This window comes from Granulicatella sp. (genome assembly GCF_057274575.1).
On the sequence record NZ_DBHISP010000009.1, the window covers coordinates 11278 to 37890 of the forward strand.

Annotated in this window: 23 protein-coding genes, 1 tRNA gene and 1 pseudogene; 21 read left to right on the forward strand and 4 right to left on the reverse strand. The window is 37.3% G+C overall.

What is annotated here, in order from left to right:
- Positions 1-175 precede the first annotated feature (175 nt).
- From ACO5V7_RS05745 to ACO5V7_RS05805, 13 genes are all read left to right on the forward strand, one after another.
- Entirely contained in the window at positions 176-2203 is a 2028-nt protein-coding gene (locus ACO5V7_RS05745) for a DHH family phosphoesterase (protein ID WP_485485411.1), read from the forward strand.
- Between the two features lie 19 nt (positions 2204-2222).
- The gene (gene rplI, locus ACO5V7_RS05750; RefSeq protein ID WP_259949778.1) at positions 2223-2675 is read left to right on the forward strand and encodes a 50S ribosomal protein L9; all 453 of its coding nucleotides are present in this window, start codon (positions 2223-2225) and stop codon (positions 2673-2675) included.
- A 185-nt stretch (positions 2676-2860) separates the two neighbouring features.
- Positions 2861-4246, forward strand: coding sequence for a replicative DNA helicase (gene dnaB, locus ACO5V7_RS05755; protein ID WP_485485412.1), 1386 nt, complete (start codon positions 2861-2863; stop codon positions 4244-4246).
- A 31-nt stretch (positions 4247-4277) separates the two neighbouring features.
- Positions 4278-5567, forward strand: coding sequence for an adenylosuccinate synthase (locus ACO5V7_RS05760; protein WP_485485413.1), 1290 nt, complete (start codon positions 4278-4280; stop codon positions 5565-5567).
- A gap of 28 nt (positions 5568-5595) precedes the next feature.
- The gene (gene yycF, locus ACO5V7_RS05765; RefSeq protein ID WP_298648622.1) at positions 5596-6312 is read left to right on the forward strand and encodes a response regulator YycF; all 717 of its coding nucleotides are present in this window, start codon (positions 5596-5598) and stop codon (positions 6310-6312) included.
- An 82-nt stretch (positions 6313-6394) separates the two neighbouring features.
- The gene (gene walK, locus ACO5V7_RS05770) at positions 6395-8251 is read left to right on the forward strand and encodes a cell wall metabolism sensor histidine kinase WalK (RefSeq protein WP_298648624.1); all 1857 of its coding nucleotides are present in this window, start codon (positions 6395-6397) and stop codon (positions 8249-8251) included.
- On the forward strand, positions 8241-9596 hold the full coding sequence (locus ACO5V7_RS05775) for a YycH family regulatory protein (protein WP_485485414.1): 1356 nt from the start codon (positions 8241-8243) through the stop codon (positions 9594-9596). The genes walK and ACO5V7_RS05775 overlap by 11 nt, the downstream gene beginning before the upstream one ends.
- Entirely contained in the window at positions 9586-10449 is an 864-nt protein-coding gene (locus tag ACO5V7_RS05780; RefSeq protein ID WP_485485415.1) for a two-component system regulatory protein YycI, read from the forward strand. Before ACO5V7_RS05775 ends, ACO5V7_RS05780 begins: the two co-directional genes overlap by 11 nt.
- Positions 10450-10461: 12 nt before the next feature.
- Positions 10462-11265, forward strand: a complete 804-nt coding sequence (locus ACO5V7_RS05785; protein WP_485485416.1) for an MBL fold metallo-hydrolase — start codon at positions 10462-10464, stop codon at positions 11263-11265.
- 107 nt (positions 11266-11372) lie between these two features.
- Entirely contained in the window at positions 11373-12605 is a 1233-nt protein-coding gene (locus ACO5V7_RS05790; protein ID WP_485485417.1) for a S1C family serine protease, read from the forward strand.
- 516 nt (positions 12606-13121) lie between these two features.
- A complete protein-coding gene (rlmH, locus tag ACO5V7_RS05795) occupies positions 13122-13601 on the forward strand; it encodes a 23S rRNA (pseudouridine(1915)-N(3))-methyltransferase RlmH (RefSeq protein ID WP_485485418.1) in 480 nt (159 codons plus the stop codon).
- A gap of 219 nt (positions 13602-13820) precedes the next feature.
- Positions 13821-13908, forward strand: a tRNA-Ser gene (locus ACO5V7_RS05800).
- A 39-nt stretch (positions 13909-13947) separates the two neighbouring features.
- A complete protein-coding gene (locus ACO5V7_RS05805) occupies positions 13948-14286 on the forward strand; it encodes a hypothetical protein (protein ID WP_485485419.1) in 339 nt (112 codons plus the stop codon).
- Between the two features lie 62 nt (positions 14287-14348).
- On the opposite strand, the gene ACO5V7_RS05810 is transcribed toward ACO5V7_RS05805, so the two are convergent.
- Positions 14349-15452, reverse strand: coding sequence for an ABC transporter ATP-binding protein (locus tag ACO5V7_RS05810; protein ID WP_485485420.1), 1104 nt, complete (start codon positions 15450-15452; stop codon positions 14349-14351).
- Positions 15453-15704: 252 nt separating this feature from the next.
- On the opposite strand from ACO5V7_RS05810, the gene ACO5V7_RS05815 reads away from it, so the two are divergent.
- From ACO5V7_RS05815 to ACO5V7_RS05830, 4 genes are all read left to right on the forward strand, one after another.
- The gene (locus ACO5V7_RS05815) at positions 15705-16268 is read left to right on the forward strand and encodes a dCTP deaminase/dUTPase family protein (RefSeq protein WP_485485421.1); all 564 of its coding nucleotides are present in this window, start codon (positions 15705-15707) and stop codon (positions 16266-16268) included.
- A 12-nt stretch (positions 16269-16280) separates the two neighbouring features.
- Positions 16281-17666: a DNA repair protein RadA gene (gene radA / locus ACO5V7_RS05820; protein WP_485485422.1), complete on the forward strand. Its 1386-nt coding sequence runs from the start codon at positions 16281-16283 to the stop codon at positions 17664-17666.
- Between the two features lie 15 nt (positions 17667-17681).
- A complete protein-coding gene (locus ACO5V7_RS05825; protein ID WP_485485423.1) occupies positions 17682-18806 on the forward strand; it encodes a PIN/TRAM domain-containing protein in 1125 nt (374 codons plus the stop codon).
- Between the two features lie 427 nt (positions 18807-19233).
- Complete coding sequence (locus ACO5V7_RS05830) at positions 19234-20523, forward strand: SHIRT domain-containing protein (RefSeq protein WP_485485424.1); 1290 nt, start codon at positions 19234-19236, stop codon at positions 20521-20523.
- Between the two features lie 161 nt (positions 20524-20684).
- On the opposite strand, the pseudogene ACO5V7_RS05835 reads toward ACO5V7_RS05830, so the two are convergent.
- From ACO5V7_RS05835 to ACO5V7_RS05845, 3 genes and pseudogenes are all read right to left on the reverse strand, one after another.
- Positions 20685-20988, reverse strand: a pseudogene (locus ACO5V7_RS05835) (IS3 family transposase); the annotation flags it as partial.
- Between the two features lie 114 nt (positions 20989-21102).
- Positions 21103-21306, reverse strand: a complete 204-nt coding sequence (locus ACO5V7_RS05840; RefSeq protein WP_485485425.1) for a type II toxin-antitoxin system antitoxin — start codon at positions 21304-21306, stop codon at positions 21103-21105.
- 2 nt (positions 21307-21308) lie between these two features.
- A complete protein-coding gene (locus ACO5V7_RS05845) occupies positions 21309-22328 on the reverse strand; it encodes an SPFH domain-containing protein (RefSeq protein WP_485485426.1) in 1020 nt (339 codons plus the stop codon).
- 218 nt (positions 22329-22546) lie between these two features.
- Between ACO5V7_RS05845 and ACO5V7_RS05850 the strand changes: the two genes are divergently transcribed.
- The 4 genes from ACO5V7_RS05850 (at position 22547) to ACO5V7_RS05865 (ending at position 26561) form a co-directional block, all read left to right on the forward strand.
- A complete protein-coding gene (locus tag ACO5V7_RS05850; protein ID WP_485485427.1) occupies positions 22547-23863 on the forward strand; it encodes an SHIRT domain-containing protein in 1317 nt (438 codons plus the stop codon).
- A gap of 188 nt (positions 23864-24051) precedes the next feature.
- Positions 24052-24756 carry a metal ABC transporter ATP-binding protein gene (locus tag ACO5V7_RS05855; RefSeq protein ID WP_485485428.1) on the forward strand — a complete coding sequence of 235 codons (705 nt, stop codon included), beginning with the start codon at positions 24052-24054 and terminating at the stop codon, positions 24754-24756.
- A complete protein-coding gene (locus ACO5V7_RS05860; protein ID WP_485485429.1) occupies positions 24705-25514 on the forward strand; it encodes a metal ABC transporter permease in 810 nt (269 codons plus the stop codon). Before ACO5V7_RS05855 ends, ACO5V7_RS05860 begins: the two co-directional genes overlap by 52 nt.
- Before the next feature lie 108 nt (positions 25515-25622).
- On the forward strand, positions 25623-26561 hold the full coding sequence (locus ACO5V7_RS05865) for an AEC family transporter (protein WP_485485430.1): 939 nt from the start codon (positions 25623-25625) through the stop codon (positions 26559-26561).
- The last annotated feature ends 52 nt before the right edge of the window (positions 26562-26613 follow it).

The following is a 26613-nucleotide window of genomic DNA, read 5'->3' on the forward strand; positions in this document are numbered from 1 at the left end:
GTAAAACAGCACTTTAACAACAAACTACATCAGGTATTCAACAGAATGTTTCACGTGAAACATTTATGAACGACTCTACCCTCTTTCTACAAAATGTTTCACGTGAAACATTTTAGAAGAACTGACGATTTCTTAAAAATATGGTAAAATGGGTCTATAGAAAGAAGGTGCAGTAATGAAGAAAAGCCTAACAGAACGTATTAAGGCTTTACCGACATTTCTTAAAGGCGATGCAATAAAAAAATACGGATACTCCTTCATTGGAATTGTCCTCTGCATGCTTATAATAGCTTATGTAATGAATATATGGGTAGGGATTGTTCTAACTTTATTTGTAATATTAATTGGTATACTACTCTACTCTTTTGCAGATTATATAATAAAAGAAACGAATCACTATATATCGAATCTATCTTACAAAATCAACAAAGGATCACAAGACGCCTCTATTAAGATGCCAATTGGTATGTTGCTCTTAGATTCTAATAGTGAAATACAGTGGATTAACCCTTACCTACAAAAATATTTTGATAAAAAAGAACTATTAGGATTTTCACTAGAAAAAATTGATACGGATTTAGCAAGTATGGTTAATCATTTAGAGCCGAATGAAGAAAAAGTGATTCATTGGAAAGATAAATATTTCCAAACGGTATTTCATTCAGATATAGGTATGCTTTATATGATGGATATAACGGAATATGCCGTAATTAAGGAAACCTATTTAGATGAAAGACCCGTTTTTGGACAAATATTCGTTGATAATTTTGCTGAAGTATCGCAATCTTTAACAGATCGCAAGAAATCTAACCTAAATAACTTCGTGACGAACCAGTTAACGAGTTGGGCGAACCATAATAATATTTATTTAAAACGAGTAGATACAGACCGTTTTGTAGCATTTCTCGATAAAAAAATATTATCTAGATTAGAAAAAGACAAGTTCGATATTATTGATAAGGTCAGAGAAACAACAGCTCAGCAAAATACACCACTGACCGTAAGTATGGGGTTTTCTTATGCAGATTCTACAGAAAATGTAATGAATTATGATGAAATCGCCGCTCAAGCACAAGAAAATCTTGACTTAGCGCTGGGGCGTGGTGGGGATCAGGTAGTAGTTCGTTCAAAAAAAGAAGAAACAAGGTTCTATGGTGGAAAAAGTAACCCTTTAGAGAAGCGGACAAGAGTGCGTTCTCGTATGGTTTCTCAAGCCTTAGAAAACATGATGGCTGAAGCAACCCAAATTATCATTATGGGACACCAATATCCTGACATGGACTGTGTTGGAGGATGTTTAGGGATTCGTAGAATTGCTAAAATGCATGGTAAAACATCGTGGATTGTCACGAACCCAGACCAATACTCTCACGATATTAAGAAATTAATGGCTGTGATTAAGGAAGATGAGGAACTCTCCTCTTCTATCGTGACTCCAGAAATGGCGGAAGCTTTATTAACGCCAGAAACATTAGTCATTATCGTGGATGTAAACAAACCGTCCCTAACTGCTTCACCAGAAGTTGTTGAAAAAGCAAATCAATTGGTCATTATTGATCACCATCGACGTGGACAAGAATTTCCTGCAAATCCTGATTTGGTTTATATTGAACCGTATGCTTCTTCAGCTGGTGAGTTAATTACCGAACTTCTAGAATATCAATCGAATGAGGAAGAACAAATTAAGACTATTGAAGCAACGACGTTATTAGCGGGGATTATCGTAGATACAAGAAATTTCACGTTGCGTACAGGTTCTAGAACCTTCGATACGGCTAGTTATTTAAAATCAGTTGGCGCGGACACCATTCTCATTCAACGTTTACTGAAAGAAAATGTAGATACGTATTTGATGCGAAGCCATTTATTAAATTCACTTGAGATTCTTCCGAACAATATCGGAATTGTTCATGGAGAGGAGACAATTGTCTACCCTACAGTTGTAGCTGCTCAGACTGCGGATATGATGTTATCCATGGAAAATATAGATGCCTCATTTGTTGTAACTAAACGGAATGACGGTCGTACTGGGATTAGTGCGAGAAGTCTTGGCAATAAGAACGTTCAACGAGTGATGGAAAAAATGGGTGGTGGCGGTCATTTATCGAATGCAGCTACACAGCTAACGGATATGAGTATCGAAGAAGCTATTGAACAGTTGAAAATTGTTATTCAAGAATTAGATACTGAAATTAATCTATAACTACGAGGAGGAACAGAGTATGAAAGTAATTTTCTTAAAAGATGTAAAAGGCAAAGGTAAAAAAGGCGAAGTTAAAAATGTAGCAGATGGCTATGCACAAAATTTCTTAATTAAAAATGGTTTTGCAAAGGAAGCTACTTCAGCAAACCTTGCGACTTTATCAGGACAAAAGAAAGCCGAAGAAAAACATAATGCTGAATTATTAGCTAAAGCCAAAGAATTAAAAGAGTTCCTAGAACGCGAAGAAACAGTCGTTACCATTAAAGCTAAAGCAGGGGAAGATGGACGTTTATTCGGAGCAATCCCAGCAAAACAAATTGCAGAAGAATTTAATAAAACATTCAATGTTGAACTTGATCGTCGTAAATTCGAATTAGCAGCTCCAATTCGTGCGCTAGGATACACTCGTGTACCTGTTAAATTACACCATGATGTTCAAGCGATTATGACAGTGAATATCGTTGCTCAATAAAGTTATAAAAGTCGAAAAGAGATTATCCTACAAGATAGTCTCTTTCTTTTTAAAATAATGTGAAACATTTCACGAATAGATTAAGTTATCTCTTATTTTGAGCCCAATCTTCTGTTTTATTATGGTGTTTTATGATACAATGAAACTGTATTTTTATGGTTATTTTTAGTAGAAAGGGTGTTTGAATGGAAGAACTATATCCAAATTTAGTTCCACCACAAAATCTTGAGGCAGAAGAAGCCGTTTTGGGATCAATTCTTTTAGAGCAAGACTCGATTATTTCGGTTATGGAATTTCTTGTGCCTGATGATTTTTATCGTGTCGTGCATCAATTGATTTTTGCTGCAATGATTGAATTAAATCAAAACTCAGAAGCGATTGACCCAATCACCGTTTCAGAAAAACTAAGGCAGAAGAATCAAATTGAAAATGTGGGTGGAGAAGCAAATATTATTGAGCTTCTTGATAAAGTTCCAACAGCAGCCAATGTTGAATTTTACACTCAAATTGTTTTAGAGAAATCGACTCGTCGTAAGTTAATTAAGACATCGACAAATATTGTAAAAAATGCGTATCAAGAAGATGAAACAATTGCAAATGTTTTAGATACAGCTGAAAGAGATATTCTTTCTGTATCTGAAGGACGAAATAAAGCGGGATTCATTCCAATCCGAGATGTTTTACATGATGCGTATGCAAGCCTAGAAGAACGCTCCAAGAATAATGGAGAAGTCACTGGTATTGCTACAGGGTACATCGGTTTAGATCGAATGACTTCAGGATTTCACGCCGATGAGCTGATTATTCTAGCAGCACGTCCATCTGTTGGGAAGACCGCTTTCGTGTTAAATATTGCTAAGAACGTTGCAGTTAACTTGAATGAAACTGTGGCTATTTTCAGTCTTGAAATGGGTGCTGAGTCTTTAGTGGAACGGATTATCTGTTCTCATGCAAGCATTAATGCAGGACATTTGAAAACAGGGAAACTGACCGATGAAGAATATACCCAATACTTCGTTGCAACAGGGGTTCTTGCTGAAGCACCTATTTATATCGATGATACGCCAGGAATTCGTGTGTCAGAGATTCGTGCGAAGTGTCGTCGTTTGAAGCAAGAGAGAAATAATCTCGGCTTAGTAGTGATTGATTACTTACAATTAATCGAAGGAAACGGAAAAGAGAGTCGTCAACAAGAGGTTTCTGAAATTTCTCGTAACTTGAAGAAATTAGCGAAGGAATTAAAAGTTCCCGTTATCGCACTTTCGCAATTATCGCGTGGAGTGGAACAACGTCAAGATAAACGACCAATCATGTCGGATATTCGTGAATCTGGATCCATCGAGCAAGATGCGGATATCGTAGCGTTCTTATATCGTGATGATTATTATCGTCAAGAGCCAGATGAAAATGGACATGTTCCAGAAGTGGAACCAAATAGTACCATTGAGGTTATTATTGAGAAAAACCGTAGCGGTCCACGTGGAACGGTTGAATTAAACTTCATGAAGGAATTTAATAAGTTTACAAATTTAGTGCCGGATGAAATTGAGCAAAGAGCTCCAATGGCATAGTAAAATTAAAAAAATAGAAGAGGTGCGTCAAATGTCATCAGTAGTAGTTGTTGGAACACAATGGGGAGACGAAGGGAAAGGTAAAATTACAGACTTCCTCAGTGAGAACGCAGAAGTTATTGCCCGCTATCAAGGTGGAGATAATGCTGGTCATACGATTCAATTCAATGGTGTGACTTATAAGCTTCACTTAATTCCATCCGGTATTTTTTCACCAGAGAAAATCAGTGTGATTGGAAATGGGGTTGTTTTAAATCCAAAATCTCTCATCACAGAACTTGCGTATTTACACGAAAGAAATGTGACTACTGATAACTTACGTATTTCAGACCGTGCGCATGTCATTTTGCCATACCATATTCGCTTAGACCAATTACAAGAAGAAGCTAAAGGCGACAACAAAATTGGAACAACGAATAAAGGGATTGGACCTTGCTACATGGATAAAGCAGCTCGCGTTGGAATTCGTGTGGCAGACTTACTCGATAGAGATGTATTTGCGGAACGTCTAAAAATTAACTTAGCCGAAAAGAATCGTCTCTTTACTAAAATGTATGATTCTGAACCAATCGAGTTTGATGATATTTTTGAAGAGTACTATGAGTATGGCCAACAAATGAAACAATATGTGTGCGACACTTCTGTTATTTTAAATGATGCATTAGATCAAGGGAAACGCGTATTATTCGAAGGAGCACAAGGGGTGATGTTGGATATCGACCAAGGAACCTATCCATTCGTAACTTCTTCTAACCCAGTTGCTGGGGGTGTGACTATCGGTAGTGGTGTTGGACCTTCGAAAATTAATAAAGTCGTTGGGGTATGTAAAGCGTACACTTCTCGTGTAGGGGATGGACCTTTCCCAACAGAATTATTCGATGAAATCGGCTCACGTATTCGTGAAGTCGGACGTGAATATGGTACAACAACTGGACGTCCAAGACGTGTTGGTTGGTTCGATAGCGTTGTAATGCGTCACTCTAAACGTGTATCAGGCATTACAAATTTAAGCTTGAACAGTATCGATGTATTAACAGGATTAGAAACGATTAAAATCTGTGTGGCTTACCGTAAGCCAAATGGAGAAGAAATTTCTCACTATCCAGCAAGCCTAGTAGAATTAGGACAATGCGAACCTGTGTATGAAGAATTACCAGGTTGGAACGAAGACATTACAGGATGCCGTTCACTCGAAGAGCTTCCTGAAAATGCACGCAACTATGTTCGCCGTATTTCAGAATTAGTCGGCGTACGAATTTCTACATTCAGTGTAGGGCCAGATAGAGAACAAACTAACATTTTAGAAAGTGTTTGGGCATAAAAAAGAAGTAGAGTAAAGGAGGATTTACATGAAAAAAATCCTAGTTGTAGATGATGAGAAGCCAATTTCAGACATCGTCAAGTTTAGTCTTTCAAAAGAAGGATTTGAGGTCATCACTGCGTTTGATGGTGAAGAAGGACTCGTTGCTTTTAATGAAAAAAATCCGGATTTAATCATCTTAGACTTGATGTTACCAAAAATTGACGGATTAGAAGTTTGTCGTGAAATTCGTAAAACAAGTCATGTGCCTATTATCATGGTAACAGCTAAAGATTCTGAAATTGATAAAGTTTTAGGTCTTGAATTAGGAGCGGATGATTACGTAACAAAACCTTTCTCCAACCGAGAATTAATCGCGCGTGTCAAAGCAAACTTACGTCGTCAACAATTAGCTCCAGCGGAAACAGAAGAAGAAAAAACAGCTAACGAAATTGTTTTAGGCGCTTTAACGATTCATGAAGACGCCTATGTGGTTTCAAAACGTGGTGAAGAAATCGAATTAACGCATCGTGAATTTGAATTGCTTCATTATTTAGCAAAACATATCGGACAAGTGATTACTCGTGAACACTTATTGCAAACGGTATGGGGTTATGATTACTTTGGGGATGTTCGTACAGTAGACGTAACAGTTCGTCGTTTACGTGAAAAAATTGAAGACACACCGAGTCATCCAACATGGATTATGACTCGCCGTGGGGTAGGATATTATATTAAAACCCCAGACCAAGAAAAAGAAGCTTAAACAACAAATGCGCTTTTCCTTGCCATGGTATATTCTGGTAAGGAAAGCGTATTTTGCTAAAAAGTAGAGGAGAAAGTGACTCATGAAGAAGGTGAAACGATTTTTTCGTTCCATTCAATTTAAGATTCCGATGCTGTTCATTTTGCTCTTGATGATTTCGTTGCAACTCATTGTCGCGAACTTCTTAACGCAATTAGAATCTCAAATGATTTCGAACTTTCAGGAACAAATTCAGCTACAAGTAGGGTTCTTGAAAAATAATGTGCAGCCCATTTTGGCTAAGGATACAACAGATGAGGCCAAATCGGCTGAAATATCGCAATTGTTACAAGATTATCCAACAGGAAATAGTATTGTAGAAATTCGTATTATGGATATGCAGGGATATATTTTGGGAACCACGAATCAAACCCAACAATCAATTGTAGGGACTCGTTCTACAGAGGCGGATGTACAACAAGTGGTAGTCTCAAATACTGTGTACAGTTACAACTATATTGACGGAGATTCTAGATATTGGAAATATGTTTCTCCGATTGATCCCCTCAGTGGTGTTTCTGGAAATCCAGTGGGGATCATTTCAGTAACGTCTAATATTGAATCGCGGTACACTCAAGTAAAAGATATTGGGATTATTTTTATTAGTTCTTCCGTTTTTATTATCATTTTAGCGATTGTGATTACCGTCATGATTTCTCAAGGGATTACTCGTCCGATTGCTGAAATGAAACAACAGACAGAACAAATTGCAGAAGGAAACTATACGGGTGAAGTGATGATTTACGGAGACGATGAGCTTGGTCAGTTAGGGCAAGCGATTAATGATTTATCTGTAAAAATCAAAGAAGCCCAAGAAGGAACGGAAGCGGAACGGCAACGCTTAGATAGTGTTCTACGTCATATGAGTGATGGGGTTATTGCAACAGACCGTCGTGGAAGAATTGTGATTATTAATGCTGCTGCATTGGATGTTTTGAACTTACGAAATGAGCATGTTATCGGAACGCCATTACTTGAAGTATTGCGTTTAGATAATAGTGTTTCTTTTAGAGACTTGTTGGAATCTCAAGAAGAGCGAATGATTACGATTGAAGAAGATGGCGAGGAAACCATTGTTCAATGTGAAATTTCAGTGATTCAGCGTGAATCCGGTTTTATCAGTGGGCTTGTATGCGTGTTAACTGACGTTACGGAACAGGAAAAAATTGATCGTGAACGTCGTAATTTCGTATCGAACGTTTCTCATGAATTAAGAACCCCACTAACAAGCATTAAGAGTTACACGGAAGCGTTAGTGGATGGAGCATGGGAAAATAAAGAAATTGCCCCAGAGTTTCTGAATGTCATCGAAACAGAAACGGATCGAATGATGCGTATGATTACCGACTTGCTGAACTTATCACGGATGGACCAAAATCGATTGGAACTTGATAAAGAGTTTGTGAATATGAATGAACTGGTGAAGCATATTGTGAATCGATTTGATATGGTTTTACAATCCGATCAATATAGAGAAAAGAACTATCGAATTCTCACAGATATTACGCAAAGAAACCTATGGGTAGAAATTGACCAAGATAAGATGACTCAGGTATTAGATAATATTATCAACAATGCGATTAAATATTCTCCAGATGGAGGACGTATTATTGTTCGACTCATGGAAACTCATACCGATCTCATTGTTAGTGTGAGTGATGAAGGACTAGGAGTTCCTCGTAAAGATATTCCACACTTATTTGACCGATTCTATCGTGTTGATAAAGCTCGTTCAAGAGCAATGGGCGGTAGTGGACTGGGTCTTGCCATTTCTAAAGAAGTAGTACAACTTCATGGAGGAAAAATCTGGGTGAATAGTATTGAAAATAAAGGATCAACGTTCTTTATTTCATTACCATATGTTCCATTTGAAGAGGATGGTGAATGGGATGAGATTTAAGCAATTTAGAGTACTATTATCGTCATTATTTATTTTGATGCTCATTAGCTTGATATTTACGTATTTAATTGTCATTCGTCCAGTTGAGTTTTTTGGAGTTAAAAATCAATCTGCTAATCTGACGACCACTCAAAATTCCGGAGCGCAGATTCGAGCGAACTATACGTTTGAGGATGTTTTTAGACCGACACGCCTTATCTTAACAAATAATAATAATAAGTTTGAAATGACAAGCCAAATGTCGATTCTAAGAGAATTAAATACCCTTTTATCAAAAAGCTTTTCGAATACAACACGTTTGTCTAAATTAGATGATATTAGTTATGAAAACCTTGTTTTAAGAGAAGCTCATTCGCAAATCTTATTTGACGGTTTGATTTCTTTCGGAATTATGAATCGTTATTTTGATGGATTGAATGATGATTATGTTAATGAGACATTTTCACGGATTGTTATTCGAACGGATGATTCGCATACTGCGTACTTTGTCAATGATGAAAATAAGAATATATACAGTGCGAAAATCGATGAAACTTTAAATGCGAAGATGGAAGCATTGTATAAAACAGATGAATTTTATGAAGTAGAATCGTATCGAGGAAAGACAAAGCAATTCTTTGTCGAACAAGATAAGGTAATGGTTGAACAATCTGCGTATTTGATTGAACAGATTCCAATTACTTTTTATATTCGTCAACTCTTTACAAATCAAACGGAAATTAGAACACGTGGAGACGGAAAGAGTGTGGTGTATAACGATAATTTATCTCAATTGAAGATGGATCGTACAACCAATATTATTACTTTCTTTGAAAATAAACCAGGGGAAGAAATACTCTTATATACTAATAACTTAACGCAGACTTTTACACAGATGAAGCGTCTAGGCGGATGGCAACTTGGAATGAGTTTTTCTTCAGTAGATTTAAGTTCCAATATAGTGGAGTATGTTCGTTATGTGAGCTCTTATCCAATTCTTTCTAGCGGAAGAGAAGGGATGACTCAAGTAAAAGCTACTGCGCATGGAATTGAAAAATTAAGAACATCATCTTTAATTGCGCAAACGCCTCTACCCTCAAAGAGTAAAAAAGTATCGATTGTTGGTGGAAAAGATATTGTGGTGGAACTGCTTAATGAAGGTTTCTCTATGAATGAAATCGAAGAGATTCGAATTGGTTATTCTTGGACGACCAGTAGTGAAAACAATCAAATTGTAGAGTTCATTCCAACTTGGTATATAAAAATAAAAAACAGATGGAAGACACTATCAGAGTTAAAAAATGAGAAAAAAGCGGGAGATACTGTAAACAAACAAACAGTAGGAGGTGAAGGAGATGGATTTTAGAAGAAGTGCAATCGTATTGATTGTTTGTTTCTTTTTCCTAGATGTATTCCTATTTGGACTCGTTTGGCAGAAAAAGGTAGAGTCGAAAACACCCTTGAATTCGAGTATTAATGTTATTGATCAGATGAAACAAGATGGGATTACATTGCCGTCATTACCTTCAACGGACGAAACAGCTCCGATTATCCAATTAACACCCGTTTCAATCGGGCCAGGTTTAAATAATTTACAAAATCAAAGCGTCACATTGGAAAAAAATGTCATCACTGCAGAATTGCTACCACCGATTCAGTTAGGTTTATCGACTACGATAAATGAGGAGAGCTTTAATACCTTAACAAACTTTATCAATAATAAGGTTTTATTCGGTGATAAATATGTATGGTCTTCTTATAATGCTACCACACGTAAGGTGATTTATGCACAAAAAGCTGATAAATTGAGTATTATGGACGGAACCAGCCAAATTATAGTCACATTGAATGCGAATGACCAAGCAGTTAGTTATGAACAGACCTATGCAGGGAATGTGCAAGTACTTGGAAATAAGAGAAGTCTAATCACTGCACAAAGCGCTGTTGAAGTTTTATTCCTAGCGGGGAAAATTCCAGCAAAATCAATAGTTTCAACGGTTAAGCTATCTTACTTCCAATCATTAGTACTAAAAGAGTTTTCCATTTATTCTCCTGCTTGGTATGTTGAAATTCGTCAAGCAGATGGTCAATTAGTGGCACGACGTGTAGATGCGATTCATGGAACCGTGTTAACGAATGAAACCTTGGAAACAACGAATACGCAAACACAACGTGCAACAACTAATAACACAACAACACAAACAGTGCAACAACAATAGAAGGGACATAGTATGCAAGAGTTAGGTTTTAAAGTGAGTTTATTAGCGAGTGGGAGTTCAGGGAATGCGACTTATATCGAGACTCCTAAGCAAAAATTATTAGTGGATTGTGGACTCACTGGTAAAGCTATTAGTGCTCAGATGGAAAAAATAAATCGTTCTATATCCGATATTGATGCCATTTTAGTGACTCACGAGCATTCGGATCATATCAAGGGAATAGGTGTTCTTGCAAGAAAGTATGGCATTCCTATTTATGCAAACGAAAAAACATGGGCAGCAATGTCCAGTAAAATTGGAAAGGTAGCTCTAGAGCAGCAAGAAATCTTTAATACAGGAGATACATTAACTTTTGGAGATATTGATGTGATGAGTTTTGCCGTTTCTCATGATGCGGCGGCTCCACAATTTTATAGCTTCCAAAAGGATCAACGCCAATTTGTTATGCTAACAGATACTGGATATGTAAGTGATAAACTTCGAGCTCTGTTAAAAAATGCTAATGCGTATTTAATCGAAAGCAATCATGATTTGGAAATGTTAAGAATGGGACCTTATGCGTGGCATTTAAAGCAACGAATCTTAAGCGATAAAGGCCATTTATCCAATGATGATGGGGCTCTAGCGATGTGTGAAATGCTTGGTGATCAAACCAAACGAATTTATTTAGGCCATTTAAGTCAAGATAATAATATGAAAGAAATTGCTTATCAAACAGCAGAAACTGTATTTAAAACTCATGATAAAGGAGTTCATCACTCCTTCGAATTATTTCATACGGATCCGTATGAGCCTACAAGTTTATTTGAAGTTTAACTTCTTAGGAATAATGCAAGAGATTTTTAAATAGACTATAAGCGTTTGTTCACACTAAATTCATATTTGGAATTTATCTTTAAAGTAACAACGAGAGGAGTGAGCAAATGGAAGAAGAACAACAAAAAAAGCTTAGAAAACGTAAAAATAGAAGTTTTAGAAATGGATTTGTTGGTGGGATTGTTGGAGGAACCATTGCAGTCGCAAGCGGAATTGGAATTATGGCGGTTACAAATCCTTTAAACCATCAAACACCAGCACCTACTACACAAGCCACAGAGAACAATGTAACTACTACAAAAACCTCTACAGCTGCTGCGAATACCAATAATGATATTTCAAAAGTGGTTGAAAATGTCAAAAATGCGGTTGTTTCTGTTATTAACAAACAAGCATCTGGCCGTAATTCTTTTTATGGGAATCAGCAACAACAGCAATCAAATGATGAATTAAGGACAGCTTCAGAAGGTAGTGGCGTTATTTATAAAAAAGAAAATGGATATGCCTACATCGTAACGAACAATCATGTTATTGCAAATTCGCAAGAGTTAGAAGTTCTTTTAGCTGATGGAACTAGGGAAAAGGCAGAATTAGTTGGGAGTGACCAATGGACGGACTTAGCAGTAATTCGTATTCCAGCAGATAAAGTAAGTACTGTAGCTGAGTTTGCGAACTCTGATGAGGTAAAAGCAGGACAGACAGCTATTGCAATTGGATCTCCTCTCGGCAGTGAATTTGCTACCAGTGTTACGCAAGGGATTGTTTCTGCAAATAATCGTCCAGTTCCTACAGACGTGGATGGAGATGGTCAACAAGATTGGATTGTAAATGCGATTCAAACTGATGCAGCGATTAACCCAGGAAACTCAGGTGGAGCTTTAATTAATAGCGCGGGACAAGTGATTGGGATTAACTCCATGAAGATTTCTAAATCTTCTGTTGAAGGAATGGGATTTGCCATTCCAAGTAATGAAGTGGTATCCATCATCAATGAATTGGAAAAAAATGGTAAAATCGTTCGTCCGGCTCTAGGAATTTCAATGGTGAACTTAACGAATGTGAATTCACAAGTCGTTCATCAATTAGATTTACCAAAAGATGTGAAGGGCGGGGTAGTTGTTGCAGAAGTTTCTTCTAAAGGAAGTGCAAAAGCGGCAGGACTTCAACCTTATGATGTAATTGTAGAAATGGATGGTCAAAAAGTAGAGGGAATTCAAAATTTAAGAAAAATACTCTATAGCCATAAAGTTGGAGATAAATTGGAAGTAACGTATTATCGTAACGGACAAAAGCATACAACAACGGTTTCACTAACAGAAACCAATAACCCAAGTTTATAAAAAATAAAGAGAGAGTCGGATTGCAAATGTGTAATCCGACTTTTTTGACTTATCCTCAAACTTATCCACCGAATTGTGGATAACTCTGTGGAAAAGTCTTTGGAAAACTCTTTGTCAAGTCCAAACTTAGGGGAACCTCTTTTGAAAACAGAAAGCGCTAAAAAGCCTAGAATACGGAATTTGATTGGAAAAAGTTATAAACATGAAAAAGAATTATTGTGGATAACTTTTTCATAAAATGACAAAGAATGTTGAAATAACAGCATTTTTAAAGGTTTAGATTCAGTGTGTATAACTGTGGATAACTGAAGGAAAAGCCCAAGAATGAAATATAACATTTATGTAACATTTAAAGAAAGTGAATCTATATCTAGGGGGTATGAATAAAAAATGTCAAAATTTAGTGGCGAACATGTGTACATGTGGATAACTCTGTGGATAAGTAGGGGATAAGAGGATAAAACAAGCATTTTTCCTCAAAAAAAGGTAAGATATTGGATGAAACGAGGGGATTAAATGAATATCACAATTGTGAGTGTTGGCAAACTAAAAGAAAAATATTTAAAACAAGGAATAGATGAATACGCAAAACGATTAGGAAGTTACTGCAAGTTCCAGGTTATTGAAGTTCCAGACGAAAAAGCACCAGAGAATTTGAGCGATAAAGAAATGGAGCAAGTACTCGAAAAAGAAGGAGAACGTATCCTTTCTAAAATTAAAGAAGGAGATGTAGTCGTAGCGATGGCTATCGAAGGAGACTTGGTGAGTTCAGAACAATTGGCAAAAGAGATGGATACTTTTGCAGTGCATGGTAAGAGTTCGATGGTATTTGTTATTGGGGGATCTCTAGGGTTAAGTCCAGCTGTGAAAAGACGCGCAGACCGTAAGATATCATTTGGTCGTATTACCTTACCTCATCAACTGATGAGACTCGTTCTAACCGAGCAAATTTACCGTTCATTTCGCATTAATTCAGGTCATGCTTATCATAAATAAGTAAATATTCTCATAAAAAAAATAAAAAGAAAGTGCAAAATAGAGAATTTATCTTCATATTTATTTCATAAGCTGTCTTTATACTCTAGTTATTCCCAAAGAGAATATTTATCCTCCCAAATAAATATTTCTAATCCTTTTTTCCACCGGCCACGTGTCGGTGGTTTTTTGTGTAAAAAGCATTGATTGAGGAAAAAATCCGTACTATACTTAAAATATGGAGAAGTACCCAAGAGGCTGAAGGGGTCGCACTCGAAATGCGATAGGTCGTGAAGGCGGCGCGGGAGTTCAAATCTCCTCTTCTCCTTATATAAAAAAAGGAAGTCAATGAAAGAAGGGAAAGAAGATGACCAAAGTAAAATTAAATTTAAATCAAACGCATTGTTGTGGAATTTATTCGGATAAGACGGTGTATCGTTTTACAGGGGATAGTTACCAAGAGTTGTTTTATCTTCTTCAAAGACGTGGACTCATTGAATCTTTTATTGATGGAGATTTCATTGTCTATGATGAATTGAAAAAGTACTCTGATTTACCTGCGTATCAAAAGCTTACTGAGGAAGAATTAGAAGCCATTGATTTTGATGATATTATTCAAAATCTTAGTGATGATGAAATCAAATCGGTGATTGAAAAATTTTTTGTCTATCGCTTTGAATGTGAGTTTCAGGAAGTAGACGAATAATAAAAAACTCAAAAAGCTGACGACTCTTAACGAGCTGTCAGCTTTTTGAGTTGAGTTTATTCTTAGCGAATTACTTGTTCAGTATCTTTGTCGAAGAAGTGAGATTTGTTTAAGTCGAATGCTAATTCAACTGTTTCACCTGGGTTGTGGAAGTCACGTGCATCCACTTTAGATACGAATTCAGTATCATCAACACGAGTGTAAAGCATTGTTTCTGCACCAAGTAATTCTGATACTACAACTTCTGCTTTCACTGAAGACGATGGATAAGTATCGATAGCAATTTGAGCTCCTTTGATATCTTCTGGACGGATACCGAAGATGAGTTCTTTTCCTTCATATCCTTTTTCTTCAAGAAGTTTTTTCTTCGCTTCTGGTAATTGTAATGATAAACCTTTACCATTTGTAATAACGCCGTCTTTTAATGTGACATTGAAGAAGTTCATTGCTGGTGATCCGATGAATCCAGCTACGAATACGTTGTTAGGAGTGTTGTACACTTCTTGTGGAGTACCGATTTGTTGTACGAAACCATCTTTCATGATAACGATACGGTCCGCCATTGTCATCGCTTCTGTTTGGTCGTGGGTTACGTAAATGGTTGTTGTTTCTAAACGACGGTGTAATTTCGCAATTTCAGCACGCATCGCAACACGTAATTTAGCATCTAAGTTAGAAAGAGGTTCGTCCATTAAGAATACTTTCGCATCACGAACAATCGCACGTCCTAAAGCCACACGTTGACGTTGACCACCAGATAAAGCTGCTGGTTTACGTTCTAAATATTGTGCTAAGCCTAAGATTTCCGCTGCGTTTTTAACACGTTTGTCAATTTCAGCTTTATCGTATTTACGTAATTTCAAACCGAATGCCATGTTGTCATATACGCTCATGTGAGGATATAGGGCATAGTTTTGGAATACCATCGCGATATCACGATCTTTTGGAGCTACGTCGTTCATTACAACGTCGCCAATTTTTAATTCCCCTTCAGAAATATCTTCAAGACCAGCGATCATACGAAGTGTAGTTGATTTACCGCATCCAGAAGGTCCTACGAATACGATGAATTCGCGGTCTTTGATGTGTAAGTTAAAGTCTGTTACGGAATAGTTTTCCGCGTTGTCATATTTTTTGTGAATATGGTTTAATTGCATTTCTACCATTAGGATTTCCCCCTGTCATTGTTTTAACATTATTAGTGTACTTTTTTTGGTTAGAAAGAGATAGGGTAGATTGCACAAAAAGCACCCTGAATTTTGTGCATATTGCCGAAAATCCAGATTCGAAGGATTCGTTTTACCGTATCTTAAGATAAAGAATGTAAGGATTTTCAAAAAATGAGTAAACACGGATGCAAGCTTTGCAAAACTTTGTTATCATAAGGGATAGAAACTTTAAATGAAAAAGGTGATGAAATGGAAAGAAAACGTGGATTCGAAGTGATATCTGTCTACGAAGGAAAAGGAATTAATGTTCCTAAACGTTCTACAAAACATTCGGCAGGTTATGATTTTGAAGCGGCAGAAGATATTGTGTTGCCAAGTATTTGGAAAATGATTTTTAAATTTGCTGCTACTCAATTAAAACAATGGATTTACACAACCGATAAAGAAACGGTTGAGGCAGAATTACAAAAAGAACAAAAGGTATTAAAACCGATTCTTGTTCCAACAGGAATTAAATCTTATATGCAAGAAGATGAATATTTACAACTTGCGAACCGTTCAAGTAATCCACTCAAACACTTTTTAGTATTACCAAACGGAATTGGGGTTGTCGATAGTGACTACTATAATAATCCAGATAATGAAGGACATATTTACTTCCAATTGATCAACTTTGGATTATTCGATAAAGAAATTAAAAAAGGCGACCGTATTGGCCAAGGTATTTTCTTACCATTCTTAAAAGCAGATACGGACGAAGAAAATGATATGAATGAACGTACAGGTGGTTTTGGTTCTTCTGGCGTTCGTTAGAAAGGGGCCAATATGGCAAAAACAGCCACAAGTTTTGTATGTAGAGAATGTGGATATAACTCACCAAAATATTTAGGAAAATGTCCAAACTGTGGAAATTGGTCAACAATGGAAGAATTTAAGGAAACGACGAGTAACACGAAACGTCCCTCCTTAGTGCAACATTCGGAAGAAGCGCATAAAACAAAACCGATGCGACTTGATCAAGTTTCTTATGAACGTGTCAATCGTGTCCAAACGTCTATTAGCGAACTCGACCGCGTTCTTGGGGGTGGCGTGGTGCCAGGGTCCCTTGTATTGATTGGTGGGGACCCTGGGATTGGGAAATCTACCTTATTATTACAAGTTTCTAGTGAACTACAACAAACACAAGGAACGGTTCTCTATGTATCCGGAGAGGAAAGTGCGTCTCAAATTAAAATGCGTGCAGAGCGTCTTGGGATGCAAGCAGACGGATTTTATATTTATGCGGAGACAAACTTAGAAGATATCGTTGCACAAGTGGAATCCTTGAAGCCGGACTATGTCATTATCGACTCGATTCAAACGATGACACATCCGCAGGCAAACGGGGTAGCCGGAAGCGTGTCTCATGTTCGTGAGGCAACGGCCACATTAATGCGACTTGCTAAACTCAATCAGATTGCCATCTTTATTGTGGGTCACGTGACTAAAGAGGGTGCCTTAGCAGGTCCTCGTATGTTGGAACATATGGTAGATACCGTTCTTTATTTTGAAGGGGATAAACATCATAGTTTCCGAGTGCTTCGCTCTGTGAAAAACAGGTTTGGCTCAACGAATGAGATTGGTGTGTTTGAAATGCATCAAGAAGGACTGAACGAAGTAACGAATCCTTCCGAAGTCTTCTTAGAAGAGCGTCTTGCTGGAGCGACAGGTTCGGCGATTGTGGTGTCACTTGAAGGGACAAGACCTATTTTGACTGAGGTGCAATGTCTATTGTCACCAACGGCCTTTGGAAATGCACGCCGTACGACAAGCGGTCTGGACTATAATCGTGTTGCGCTCTTGATGGCGGTGCTTGAGAAACGTGCAGGACTTCTCTTACAAAATCAAGATGCGTACTTTAAATCAACGGGAGGTTTGAAACTTAATGAACCTGCAGTCGATTTAGCGATTGCGATGAGTATCGTTTCAAGCTATAAAGAAAAAGAAACGCAGATGGGAGATTGCTTTATAGGCGAAATCGGCTTAACGGGTGAAATCCGAAAAGTGAACCGTGTCTATGATCGTGTCCGTGAAGCAGAAAAGCTCGGATTTAAGCGTGTCTTTATTCCAAAAAACAACTTAGATGGATGGAAAATTCCTGAAAATATCGAAGTTGTCGGTGTATCTTCTGTTAAAGAAGCTATTTATAAAGCTTTCAATCATGAAAAATAGAAAGGAGAGGATTTAATGGAACAACCCAAAAAATTTCAATCCTACGGAAAAAAATTATTGCAGCTCATTTTTGTATTGCTTGGAGGGTCTTTAGGAGCAACCTACCTCCCAAGCATTTGGGCAGCTTTATCAATTTCTAACGACTGGATTACTTCTCAAGTTACGAATATTTTGTTAGGCGCAATTATTCTATTCTTTATTTCTTTTTTCGTAACGGATCCGATTTTATCCGGTGTGAGAAGACTTGAGAAGCTAGTGAATCAACTGTCTGTAAGCTATTTACTCTTTGGAATGATAGGAGCACTGATTGGACTTTTAGTGGCGTGGCTTGTGGGGCTCCCATTTACTAATTTACAAATCCCTGCAATTACTCAAGCCTTGCCGATTGCTCTAAGTATTATTTTTGGATATCTTGGATTTTACGTAGGAACTACTCGTCGTGAGGATATTCTAAGAGTCTTCACAGTCAATAAGAAAAAAGCAGAAGAAGGTCCCGTATTACAGCGAAAAGCAGGAGATAATTTTAGAAAATATAAACTACTCGATACGAGTGTCATTATTGATGGTCGTATTTACGATATTGCTAAAACTGGTTTTATAGAAGGGGTACTAGTGATTCCGGTATTCGTATTAAACGAACTTCAATACATTGCGGATAGTGCTGACAGTTTAAAACGTGTGAGGGGTCGCCGTGGATTAGATATTTTGAACGCCCTTCAAAAAGAAGAGCATATTCAAGTAGAGATTTACGATGGAGATTATGATGATATCAATGAAGTAGACCGTAAGTTGATTCGCTTGGCGAAGGCGATTGACGGCATTATTATCACGAACGATTTTAATTTAAATAAAGTGAGTGAATTCCAAAATGTTCCGGTCTTTAATATTAATGCATTAGCGCAAGCCATTAAGCCGGTGGTGATTCCGGGTGAAACGTTGAAGACTACCGTAGTCAAACAAGGAACAGAACGTCAACAAGGCGTAGCTTATCTAGATGACGGAACAATGATTGTTGTTGAAGATGGACAATATTATATGAATGAAGAGATTGAAGTGGTCGTAACGAGCGCTCTTCAAACAGCTGCTGGACGTATGATTTTTGCCAAACCACTGCATAGCCAAAAGAAAATTAAACAATAAAGTGCTTCAAACCTTCCATTATGATTCCTTCGAATCCTTGCGGATTATTTTATAATAACGGTAACGTTGCACCGGCTCGAGCCTAAAGTCTCTCGACTAAAAAACTCAAAAAGGGAGTACGGAATCAATTCCGAACTCCCTTTAATTCGTCTTTTTTGCGAATCGCTTTACTGTTATTATAAAATCCGTACGATTCTCCGTAATCACACTGCTTTTCTATTAGCTAAATAAAAAGCGACGACTACTGAGAGTTTGAGGAGAGAAAAAAGGATGGACAAATTGGGGTCAGTCCCATATAAACATGAATAAAATAAGAGTTTTTTATTGAAAAGATGAAGGATAAATGAAATTAAAACACAAAATAGTTGAAATGAAAATAAATCTATGTTAGAGTCTAAACCTGTAAGAAAAAAGGAGGAATATAAAAATGAATTCAAACAAAAAGAAAAATGTAATTCGTAAAATTGTGGGAATGACTGCTACAATGGCAATCGCAAGCGTATTTTCGCCATCAATTTTATCGAACACACAAACAGTGTTAGCACAAGAGGCACCTGTGGGACAATACAAAGTAACATACGTATTTGAAAGCGATACGCCAGGGAAAGCTCTACCGCAGAGAGTATTAGATAGAAAACCAGCAGATGCTCAATATGTCGATGGAACAGTGGTTACCCCAAAAACTTCATTTAGTGATGTAGCTGGTGAAGGTGGGAACGGTAATTACTCTGAGACAGATGGTTATTGGCTATTCCAAGGATTTGATGCTGATAGCAAAACGATTCAAAGTGGTGATGTAGTCTTCACAGGTAAATGGAAATGGTTTGATTCTATCAATGTATCCTATAAATTAGTTAATGAGGGTGTGATTCCTTATCCAAAAGGATTAAGAAAACTAGAGCAGGAATCACAAAATATTAGACTTTCGTACTATGATTATTCTACAGGACAATATAATGAAAAGATAAATGAAATAGAAGAGAAGTTTTTCCTTTCGAATGAAGATGCATTGGATTACGGACATCATATCGATGAAGAAAATGAAGGTTATTGGACATTCGCACCACGGGGTTATGGTTTAGGAAACGGTAATACTGGAATTAGAGTTGAAGATAGTTTCGTAAGATATACATTGCCTTATATGATAGTGCGCATGGAGTTTGAATTTACTCCAACAAGTCGTAAAGTGGCATATGAATTTGTGAGTGGAACAGAAGGTAAAGATTTACCAGCGGCCATTAATGGATTTATGCCAGAAGAAACTGAAGAGTATTATTATAGTGAGAGAAACTCTTATGATTACGCTGACAAGAAAGTAGTTGCCAAACAACCAACACAAACAACTTACTACGATGACACAAACAAAGGGACATGGACATTTGTTGCGTATGACTTTACTGAAAAGCAACTTAGTGAATGGGATCATAATGGTTGGAATTTGAAATTCAAAGGGACATGGACATTTGTAGCCGATGAAGTGCCAGCTCCAACTCCACAACCAGAAACAACAGAAGAAACAACGCAGACACCAACAACAGAAGCGGAAACCGTTGTCGAACAATCAAAAACAACAGAAGTGCCAACTTCAGAGGAAAAGGCTGCAGAATTACCAAATACAGGTACAGCTACTGTCTTATCAACAGTTGTTGCAGGAGCAAGTGTTGCGTTTGCAGGTTTAGGTATGATTGTTCTTGGTCGTAATCGTAAAGAAAATTAAAATTCATTCTTAAACGACTACTTGATATAGAAATATGAAACAACCTTCCAGGAAAAGTGGGACTGACCCCAAAAAGTGAGAATTTAATAAAAACACCCTAGGGCTACCTGTCTCCGGTATTCAACCGGAGACAGGTAGTCCAATTTTTGTTGGATTCTTTTTTCCTTTCCAATTCCTTGTATTTTTTAATATTTCTAATTCAACTTCTTTTCTTCGTAACTCTAATTTTAATTGATCGATTTCCGAAAGTTCAGATATTGCTTTATTATAGGAATATTGTTTTCCCACCGGTTGGTGGAAACGATAAGTTTCTCCGTTTTTATACCACTTAAACCATGTTTCTACTTGAGTTTTGTTTTTAATGTTTAACTCCAGCATTACTTGTTTTGTACTATACCCCTGTAATTTCATTTCTACGGCTTTATTCTTTGGTTCAATAGAATAAGCCACTCGATTTTTAACCATAAAAAGACACCTCCATGTGTATTTGATAATATTGTACCAAATCCAACTTGGAGGTGTTTTTATTTAATTCTCATTTACGGGGGTCAGTGCCGCCAATTTCGTCCATCGTTATTGTTACTCAATATCGATTTCAAATGGCTCATCAATGGTTTCAGCGACGTATTTGCCATCTTTCTTACGTTGTTTCACGCATTCTGTTAATAAGTATTCGATTTGTCCATTGACTGATCGAAAATCATCTTCTGCCCATGATGCGATAGCAGCATATAATTTAGAAGACAGTCGTAATGGAATTTGTTTTTTCTTTAAGTCAGCCATCGTTAGTATAGGCTTCCTGTGTTAACGATTGGTTGAGCATCATGATTTCCGCAAAGAACAACTAGTAAGTTAGAGACCATCGCAGCTTTACGTTCCTCGTCAAGCTCTACTAATTCTCCTTCACTTAAGCGTTCTAACGCCATTTCAACCATTCCAACGGCACCATCTACAATCATCTTTCTAGCATCAATAATTGCTGAAGCTTGTTGACGTTGAAGCATTACTGCAGCGATTTCAGGAGCATATGCTAGATAAGTAATGCGTGCTTCAATAATTTCGAGTCCAGCATTTTCAACACGTGCTTGAATTTCATCACGAATTCGTTTTGCAACAACTTCACTGGAACCACGTAAGCTTCCTTCATCGGCAATCCCATCTCCAGTAGTATCCACATTTGGGGCTACATCATAAGGATAGATGCGTACAATATTACGAAGGGCGCTGTCACATTGAAGCGATAAGTATTCTTTGTAGTTATCGACATTGAAGACCGCTTTAGCGGTATCAACCACTTTCCAAGTTACGGCAATTCCGATTTCTACAGGATTTCCTAAGCAATCATTAATTTTTTGACGAGAATTATTTAAGGTCATGATTTTTAAGGAAATATGTTTATTAAAGGCGTCTAAGTTGGCTTCAGGTCTTGAGTTACCAACTGATATTGGTGTATTTTGACGATCTACATCACCGCTTTGGCCTAGTTTTGTTTTAGCAGCAGGATTCACTGCCACGCTAAAAGGATTTACAAAATAGAATCCCGGCTCTTTAATCGTTCCTGTATAATTCCCAAAAAGAGTCAAAACAATGGCCTCTTGAGGTTTGACAACTTTCAGACCACCAAATGAAATGATCGATGCAATAAATAAAAAGATACTAAGCAAAACGCCAACGATAGTTAATGCTTCATTCTTCAAAAAGGAGATGGAAGAAATAAAGCTGGCAATTGCAAAAATAATCATTAGAACAATGATAAATAACGCAGCAAAACCGTTAGACTTTGTTTTTAAGATTTTTTCGTTCATAAAAAAGACTCCTTTGTCTATTTGATATCTAAATGATATCAAATGAATATATGTATGTCAATAGAAATAATAAAGATGAGAGGAATATAAATATGAATAGGAAAAGAACTTTTTGCCCAAAAGATGAATAGTAAATGAAAATAAAAAACAAAATGATTGCAATGACAATAAATTTATGTTAGAATCTGAACTTGTAAGTAAAAAGGAGGAATATAAAAATGAATTCAAACAAAAAGAAAAATGTAATTCGTAAAATTGTAGGAATGACTGCTACAATGGCAATCGCAAGCGTATTAGCACCATCAATCGTATCCAATACACAAGGGGTATTCGCTCAGGAAGCAGCTCCACAAGTTTACCATGCGGAAAATGTCTACGAAAGCGTTACTCCAGGAAAAGTATTACCTCAAGATGTAATAGATCGATCAGTACCAACAGTAGATATCGTTGACTACGTGGAAGGACAAACAGTATATCCATTTGGTCCTATGAAAAGAGTAGTTGAAGAGAGACAAGGAAGTGAAGCCGTTGAAGGAGAAGGTTATTGGGTATTCCAAGGGTTTGATGCGGATAGTAAAACGGTTCAAGGAGGCGATGTAGTCTTCACAGGGAAATGGAAATGGTTTGATTACGTTTTGGTCTCTTCTTCAATAGAGGTTTCAAATCAGACTCAATATACCTATCCTGGAATCACGCTTCCTAAAAATTTATTAAATTTAGAAAAAGAAACACAAAAAATTAGAGTATCGTATGTAGATTACACAAATTCAAATGGAAATGAAGAAAGTAAAAAAGCATATGATAAAATAAGTAAATGGGATGACGAAATAGGTGGTTTTGGCCATCATATTGATGAAGAAAATGAAGGATATTGGACTTTTGTGGAGCCACCAATTAATTTGACATATGATGGACGAAGTAAACTGGAATCATATGCCAACATTAATAATCTTCCTGAAATTGTTACATCATATGAGTTTGATTTTACTCCAACAAGTCGTAAAGTGGCTTATGAATTTGTGAGTGGAACAGAAGGTAAGGATTTACCAGCAGCCATTAATGGATTTATGCCAGAAGAAACTGAAGAGTATTATTATATTAAGAGAAACGATACTGATTACGCTGACAAGAAAGTGGTTGCCAAACAACCAACACAAACAACTTACTACGATGACACAAACAAAGGAACATGGACATTTGTTGCGTATGACTTTACTGAAAAACAAATCAGTGAATGGGATCATAATGGTTGGAATTTAAAATTCAAAGGAACATGGACATTTGTAGCGGATGCAGTGCCAGCTCCAACTCCACAACCAGAAACAACAGAAGAAACAACGCAGACACCAACAACAGCAGTCGAATCAGTTGTAGAACAACCAAAAACAACAGAAGTGCCAGCTTCAGAAGAAAAAGCACCAGAATTACCAAATACAGGTACGGTTGCTGCTTTATCAACAGTTGTAGCAGGAGCAAGTGTCGCTTTTGCAGGTTTAGGTATGATCGTTCTGGGTCGTAACCGTAAAGAAGACTAACATTCATTCTTAAACGACTAATTGATATAGAAATATGAAACAACCTTCCAGGAAAAATCTTGGAAGGTTGTTTTCTATTCAAAAATGGGACTAATATTGAAGAGAGTGAATCATTGACTCAATAAGGTGGATATGCTATTCTATCCATTGTATAAAAAAGAATCACTACGATTTAGAAAGGAGAAATTATGCATTATATTTCAGTAGAACATCTTTCTTTCTCATATGAACAAGAGACAGTACTTGAAGATATTAGCTTTACGGTTGAACCAGGTCAGTTTGTTATTTTGACAGGGGAAAACGGGGCCGCAAAGTCAACGCTCGTAAAAAATATTTTGGGACTTTTAACTCCAAAGACTGGAAAAGCAGTGATTGCTAAGAAAAATAGAAATGGCGAGAAGTTATCGATTGGATACGCTCCGCAACAGATTTCTTCTTTTAATGTAGGTTTCCCTTCGAATGTTTATGAATTAGTTGCTTCAGGGCGATACCAACAAGGTCGCTGGTTTAAAAAGTTAACAGCAGAAGATCACGAACATATCGAGCGTTCTCTCAAATCCGTTGGGATGTGGGATGAGCGTCATAAGCGTATCGGAGATTTATCAGGGGGACAAAAACAACGCATTTGTTTAGCGCGAATTTTTGCAACAGACCCAGATTTATTCGTTTTAGACGAGCCAACTGCGGGTATGGACAAAGCTTCTAGAGAACGATTCTATCATTTATTACATCATGCATGCGTTCATCATGGGAAAGCCATTTTAATGGTCACTCATGAGGAAGAAGCACTTGAACAATACGTGGATAAACATATCCATCTGCAACGAAAGGAGGATTCTCCATGGAGATGTTTTTCTATGGTTTCATGCAAAGAGCATTCATCTCAGGAATAGCAATGGCTTTTATTACGCCAATTCTTGGATTATTCTTAATTCTTAGAAGACAGTCGCTCATGGCGGATACTTTATCGCACGTTTCTTTAGTCGGAGTTGCACTAGGGTTTCTTCTAGGGATGAATCCGACGTTCACAACACTAATTGTAGTCATTATTGCAGCAATTTTTATTGAAGCCATTGGAAAGTATTTTAGAGGATATTCCGAAATTACCGTTGCGATTTTGATGTCTGGTGGAATGGCGATTGCTCTTATTTTAATGAACTTACAAAAAGGTCGTTCAACGATGAGTGTGGACCAATTTTTATTTGGTTCGATAGTGACAATTACAAAAGAGCAAATGTGGATTATGATTTTATTAGCTGTCATAGTAGTTGGTCTATATGCGATCTTCCGTAAACCACTCTATGTTCTATCATTCGATGAAGACACAGCGATGACCGCGGGATTGCCCGTTCGATTGATGACGAATCTCTTTACAATTATTACAGGAGTTGTGATTGCTGTGATGATGCCAATCGCAGGATCTCTTCTAGTATCAGCCGTTATCGTATTGCCAGCTTCGATTGCGCTTCGTGTTAGCAGTAAGTTTAACGGAGTAATTATAGGCGGAATTATCATTAGTCTGATTGGTTTCTTTGCAGGCCTTTCAGCATCCTATATTTACGAAGCACCTCCGGGAGCTGCGATTACTTGTGTGTTCCTTGTGATTTTATTCATCTCATTTATCCTGAGTGCCTTTCGTAAAAGAGCATAATGAACAAAGCTTACCATTCATTTGGTAGGCTTTTTTTGTGGCTCAGTTTGACGAAATGGCTAGGAGAGCGTATAGTAACTGTCATAAGATTATTTGGAGGAAAAGCATGTGATTATACAGGCGTTATCGAGTCTGGTGACGATACTAGCTGTTATCGCGCTCGGTTATCTCTTGCAGGCCAAGGGATGGTTTCAGAAAGGATTCAGTAAGAGCATTGCGGATTTGATTTTGAAGATTGCTTTACCAGCATCTATCTTTGTTTCCGTATTAAAATTTATTACAGGAGATCAACTCGTCAGTTTCTTTGGAGCAAGTTTTTATCCATTGATTACTGTAATTCTAGGGTATATCGTCGCATGGGGCGCTGTGGTGTTGTTTAAAGTTCCTGTTGGAAGACGAGGGATTATGCTCAATACATTCGTTAATGCGAACACGGTCTTTATGGGGCTCCCGCTCAACCTCTCCCTTTTTGGAGAAGAAGCGATGCCGTACTTCTTGGTTTACTATGTGATGAATACATTGTCGATTTTTACCGTTGGAACGTATGTTGTAGCTACTGACCGTCCTGGCGGAAACAAAAACAATGGAATCGAGTGGAAGAATCTCTGTTCACCACCACTCATTGCGTTTTTGGTGGCTTTAGGAGTGGTAGCATTAGGGATTCCAATTCCAACCTTTGCTCAGAATTCGATTAGTATCGTGGGAAGTTTAGTAACTCCATTGTCACTAATGTATATTGGGATTAATCTTAAACAAAGCGGGCTTGGAACACTGCGGTTAGAACGTGATACAGTACTTGCTCTAGCTGGCCGTTTTATTATTTTCCCAATTTTAATGGTTCTTGTTCTACTCATTGGTGGGACAGATAACACGCTATTAAAAGAAACCTTTATTATTCAATCCACTATTCCAACGCTGGTTATTATGCCGATTTTAGCGGCAGAAGCAGGAGGAGATGTTGATTTTGCCACGAATATCGTGACCATGACAACCATTGCTTACTTAGCGGTATTGCCTTTGTGGTCCTTATTCTTATTTTTCATTTAGCGAAATTATCATATATGATAATTTTTTATGCATACAAAAAGCGAAGACCCCT

Excerpts from the sequence above, each read along its gene's own strand:
- ACO5V7_RS05745 (WP_485485411.1), top strand. The coding sequence starts at position 176 with ATGAAGAAAAGCCTAACAGAACGTATTAAGGCTTTACCGACATTTCTT.
- rplI (WP_259949778.1), top strand. The coding sequence starts at position 2,223 with ATGAAAGTAATTTTCTTAAAAGATGTAAAAGGCAAAGGTAAAAAAGGC.
- dnaB (WP_485485412.1), top strand. The coding sequence starts at position 2,861 with ATGGAAGAACTATATCCAAATTTAGTTCCACCACAAAATCTTGAGGCA.
- ACO5V7_RS05760 (WP_485485413.1), top strand. The coding sequence starts at position 4,278 with ATGTCATCAGTAGTAGTTGTTGGAACACAATGGGGAGACGAAGGGAAA.
- yycF (WP_298648622.1), top strand. The coding sequence starts at position 5,596 with ATGAAAAAAATCCTAGTTGTAGATGATGAGAAGCCAATTTCAGACATC.
- walK (WP_298648624.1), top strand. The coding sequence starts at position 6,395 with ATGAAGAAGGTGAAACGATTTTTTCGTTCCATTCAATTTAAGATTCCG.
- ACO5V7_RS05775 (WP_485485414.1), top strand. The coding sequence starts at position 8,241 with ATGAGATTTAAGCAATTTAGAGTACTATTATCGTCATTATTTATTTTG.
- ACO5V7_RS05780 (WP_485485415.1), top strand. The coding sequence starts at position 9,586 with ATGGATTTTAGAAGAAGTGCAATCGTATTGATTGTTTGTTTCTTTTTC.
- ACO5V7_RS05785 (WP_485485416.1), top strand. The coding sequence starts at position 10,462 with ATGCAAGAGTTAGGTTTTAAAGTGAGTTTATTAGCGAGTGGGAGTTCA.
- ACO5V7_RS05790 (WP_485485417.1), top strand. The coding sequence starts at position 11,373 with ATGGAAGAAGAACAACAAAAAAAGCTTAGAAAACGTAAAAATAGAAGT.
- rlmH (WP_485485418.1), top strand. The coding sequence starts at position 13,122 with ATGAATATCACAATTGTGAGTGTTGGCAAACTAAAAGAAAAATATTTA.
- ACO5V7_RS05805 (WP_485485419.1), top strand. The coding sequence starts at position 13,948 with ATGACCAAAGTAAAATTAAATTTAAATCAAACGCATTGTTGTGGAATT.
- ACO5V7_RS05810 (WP_485485420.1), bottom strand. The coding sequence starts at position 15,452 with ATGGTAGAAATGCAATTAAACCATATTCACAAAAAATATGACAACGCG.
- ACO5V7_RS05815 (WP_485485421.1), top strand. The coding sequence starts at position 15,705 with ATGGAAAGAAAACGTGGATTCGAAGTGATATCTGTCTACGAAGGAAAA.
- radA (WP_485485422.1), top strand. The coding sequence starts at position 16,281 with ATGGCAAAAACAGCCACAAGTTTTGTATGTAGAGAATGTGGATATAAC.
- ACO5V7_RS05825 (WP_485485423.1), top strand. The coding sequence starts at position 17,682 with ATGGAACAACCCAAAAAATTTCAATCCTACGGAAAAAAATTATTGCAG.
- ACO5V7_RS05830 (WP_485485424.1), top strand. The coding sequence starts at position 19,234 with ATGAATTCAAACAAAAAGAAAAATGTAATTCGTAAAATTGTGGGAATG.
- ACO5V7_RS05840 (WP_485485425.1), bottom strand. The coding sequence starts at position 21,306 with ATGGCTGACTTAAAGAAAAAACAAATTCCATTACGACTGTCTTCTAAA.
- ACO5V7_RS05845 (WP_485485426.1), bottom strand. The coding sequence starts at position 22,328 with ATGAACGAAAAAATCTTAAAAACAAAGTCTAACGGTTTTGCTGCGTTA.
- ACO5V7_RS05850 (WP_485485427.1), top strand. The coding sequence starts at position 22,547 with ATGAATTCAAACAAAAAGAAAAATGTAATTCGTAAAATTGTAGGAATG.
- ACO5V7_RS05855 (WP_485485428.1), top strand. The coding sequence starts at position 24,052 with ATGCATTATATTTCAGTAGAACATCTTTCTTTCTCATATGAACAAGAG.
- ACO5V7_RS05860 (WP_485485429.1), top strand. The coding sequence starts at position 24,705 with ATGGAGATGTTTTTCTATGGTTTCATGCAAAGAGCATTCATCTCAGGA.